This is a genomic window from Herpetosiphonaceae bacterium, assembly GCA_036374795.1.
Taxonomy (GTDB): Bacteria; Chloroflexota; Chloroflexia; order Chloroflexales; family Kallotenuaceae; genus LB3-1.
Map to the genome: position 1 here is coordinate 1 of DASUTC010000102.1, position 3,479 is coordinate 3,479.

3 protein-coding genes are annotated in these 3,479 nt (G+C 65.7%); all 3 read left to right on the plus strand.

Going from position 1 to position 3,479, the window contains the following annotated elements; all coding sequences use genetic code 11:
* A partial coding sequence (locus VFZ66_07195) for a tetratricopeptide repeat protein (protein ID HEX6288958.1) occupies positions 1-2,371 on the plus strand: 2,371 nt, incomplete at its 5' end.
* Between the two features lie 345 nt (positions 2,372-2,716).
* Positions 2,717-3,040, plus strand: a complete 324-nt coding sequence (locus VFZ66_07200) for a hypothetical protein (GenBank protein HEX6288959.1) — start codon at positions 2,717-2,719, stop codon at positions 3,038-3,040.
* A gap of 11 nt (positions 3,041-3,051) precedes the next feature.
* On the plus strand, positions 3,052-3,479 hold a 428-nt coding region (locus tag VFZ66_07205; protein ID HEX6288960.1), incomplete at its 3' end, for a hypothetical protein.

Genomic DNA, 3,479 nt, shown 5'->3' on the forward strand with positions numbered 1-3,479 from the left:
GCAACTGGCCTGCGAGTTTGTCCATCGCTACGGGCAGTATTTCCACGGTGGCGTGTTCTGGCTCAGCTTTGCTGACTCGGCTGCCGTGTCTGCGGAAGTGGCGGCGTGTGGGGGCGACCGGGGCATGCGGCTCCATGCGGCATTTGACCAGCTTCCCCTCGACAAGCAAGTGCAGCTCGTGCAAGCCGCCTGGGAACGCCCGCTCCCCCGGCTGCTGGTGTTTGATAACTGCGAGGATGCGGCGCTGGTGGCGCAGTGGCGACCCACCCATGGCGGCTGCCGCATCCTGCTCACCAGCCGTCGCCAGCATTGGGACCCGACGCTCGGCGTGCGCCCGCTCCCGCTCGATGTGTTGCCGCGTGCCGATAGTCTCCGCCTGCTCCGCACCTTTCGCCCCGATCTGCCCGCCGACCATCCCGATCTCGACGCGGTTGCGGAGCTGCTCGGCGATCTGCCACTGGCGCTTCATCTGGCGGGCAGCTTTCTCGCCAAATACCGCCATGCGCTGACCCCAGCCCAGTACCTGACGCGCCTCCAGACCCCGACGATCCTGGACGATCGCTCGCTGCAAGCGGCGGGGCTGTCGCCGACGCAGCATGTGCAGCATGTAGCGCGCACCTTTGCGCGGAGCTACGAGCGGCTCGATCCCGGCGAGCCAGCCGATGCGCTGGCGCGCACGCTGCTGGCCCATGCCGCCTGCTTGGCGCCCGGCGAGCCGATCCCGCGCTGGTTCCTCCTCAACACGCTTGAACTGCGGGACGATGACCCCGATGGCATCCTCGTGGCCGAGGACGCCCTGACGCGGCTGATCGACCTGGGGCTGCTCGCCGCCGACGCCGCGGGGAACCTGCGCATGCACCGGCTGCTGGTCGCGTTTGTGCGGGCGGTTCTAGGACACGACGCCGCCCAGGCGGCGGTGGAAGCCACCCTGCTGCGGGTGGTCAATGCAGTGAACGAGCAACGCGATCCCCGGCGGTTGCTCGCGCTCCAGCTCCAGCTCCGCTTCCTCACCGAGGTGGCCCAGCCGCGCGCGGATGCCCGCACCGCAGCGTTATGCACGGCGCTGGGCGTCCATCTCCGGCAACTCGGCATCTATGGGGAAGCGCAGGACTACCTGGAACAGGCACTGGCGATTCAGGAGCGCGTGCTGGGCGCCGACCATCCCGACACCGCCATAAGCCTCCTCAACCTGGGCAATGTCGTCGGTGCCCAAGGGCAGTTTGCGGACGCCCAGCGCTTCTTGGAACAGGCGCTGGCGATTCAGGAGCGCGTGCTGGGCGCCGACCATCCCGACACCGCGCAAAGTCTCCACAGGCTTGGCGTGTTCTTCCACGACCAGGGGCGGTATACCGAGGCCCAGGGCTATTATGAGCAGGCATTCGTGATCCGGCAGCGGTTGTTCGGGCCGGAGCATCCCACCATTGCCCATAGCCTCCTCGACCTGGGCAGGGTGCTGTACTACCAAGGGCGGTACAGCGAGGCGCAGGGCTACTTTCTGCAGGCATTCGCGATCCGGCAGCGGGTGCTGGGCGCCGACCATCGCGACACGGCCAACAGTCTCGGCAATCTGGGCTGGGTGCTGTACGACCAAGGGCAGTATCCTGAGGCGCAGGGCTACTTTGAGCAGGCGCTGGCGATCCTGGAGCGGGTACTGGGCGACGACCATCACCTCACCGCCATGAGCCTTGCTTCCCTGGGCATAGTGCTCGGGACCCAAGGACACGCTGCGACAGCCCAACGCTACATCGAACAGGCGCTGGCGATTCAGGAGCGCGTGCTGGGCGCCGACCACCACCTCACCGCCCACAGCCTCCACGCGCTGGGCGTGGTCCTCACGGACCAAGGGCGCTACGCCGAGGCCCAGGACGCCATCGAACAGGCGTTGGCGACGGCGCAGCGCGTCGGCGGTGCCGAGCATCCCGTGACCGCCATGTTCCTCCACGACCTGGGTGCGGTGCTGCGGCGCCAAGGGCGCTACGCGGCAGCGCAGGGCTCCCTGGAACAGGCATTGGCGATCCAGCGGCGGGTGCTGGGCGCCGACCATCCCGACACCGCGAAGAGTCACCAGACCCTCGGCGAGGTCCTCAAGGACCGGGGGCAGTATGCGGAAGCCCAGTGTTCCTTCATGCAAGCGGTGGCGATTCAGGAGCGCGTGCTGGGTCCGAAGCATCCGGATACCGCCCGGAGCCTGCGTGGGCATGGCGAGGTGCTGCATGCGCAGGGCGATCACGCGCAGGCACGGCGCTCTCTGGAGCAGGCGCTGACCATCTTTCTGGAACGGCTCGGCCCCAAGCATCCCGACACGGAGCGGACTCGTCATCGGCTCACTGCCCTCGATGCCGAGCGCACTACTGCTGAACGAGGATCGTAAGCCGCAAGGAACGAAAGCCAGCAACTGACCACTGCCTGCGCGTCGCTGGCTGGGTCCACCGCAGCGGTGCCATGTACAGTGGCGAGCTGCGGCACCCGCAGAGGCAGACGGCGCAGGCACGGCGCTCCCGTGAGCGCGTTGACGATCTTCGCACAGCGGCTGGGCCCGTACCATCCCGACACCAACCAGACTACCATACCACCCCCATCCTGTCCGCATGGATGCGTCATTCATATCTTCTTTTGTCACGTTTTTGCTATTGCTATATTAATAAATAATATATTGACAATTGTAACTTATCATGTTATAATCGTGAGGAGTTATTGAACAGAAGGATGGACACGCATGGCCGACCACGCTTCCACCCAACCCGTCACGCAGCCGACAGCCCCACGGTTTCGCGCTCGTCCACTCCTTGGCGACATCCGGGTCATCATCACGACCATCGCCCGGCTCGCGCTGCGGAAAACGATTCTGCTGCCTGGCGGGCTGGTCTGGCGGGAGAGCGCGATCCTGCTGGTGCTGATCGACCATGCCGAGCGAACCGGCGGCGATCCTGAGATCCTGCGCCAGGCCCGCTCGGTCCACCGGCGCTTGCTCCACCTGCAGGGCCAGCGCCGCACTGTTCACGAGCGGCCCATCTCGTCCCGAACGTTCCCATCAGCGTAGGAGACCCGGCGATGAGCACGCAGCACCACCATCGTGCGTTTACCGGACGCACCGGCTTGCTGCTGGCGGCCCTCGCCTCGGTCGTCGGCAGCGCCGCCTTCCATTGGATCGTTCAAAGTAGCATGACCAGCAATGTCGCGGTTGCGTTCTCCTTCACGGCGATCTTCGTCCTCGCGCCGATCATCTTTGTGGGGTTTATCTTCCCAACCTCCCCCGCCGGGATGCTGGTGATGAAGATTCGGATGCGCACCTGGGGCTATCTGGTGCTGGTCCTGTCGGCATGCTTTCTCATTGGGTACGACGCCTGGTTGATCCATGCGTGGTGGCGCACCCAGGAGGTCGTCAAGGCGAGCGGCTATAGCGTCGAGCAGACCGTCCTGAGCATCATCGGCTTCTTCGTGTTGCCCGGTCTGCTGGTGTCGCAGGTCTCGACCGCCGA

What these genes read in the sequence shown, in the direction of transcription:
- VFZ66_07200 (HEX6288959.1), top strand. Translation starts at nt 2,717, where the DNA reads ATGGCCGACCACGCTTCCACCCAACCCGTCACGCAGCCGACAGCCCCA.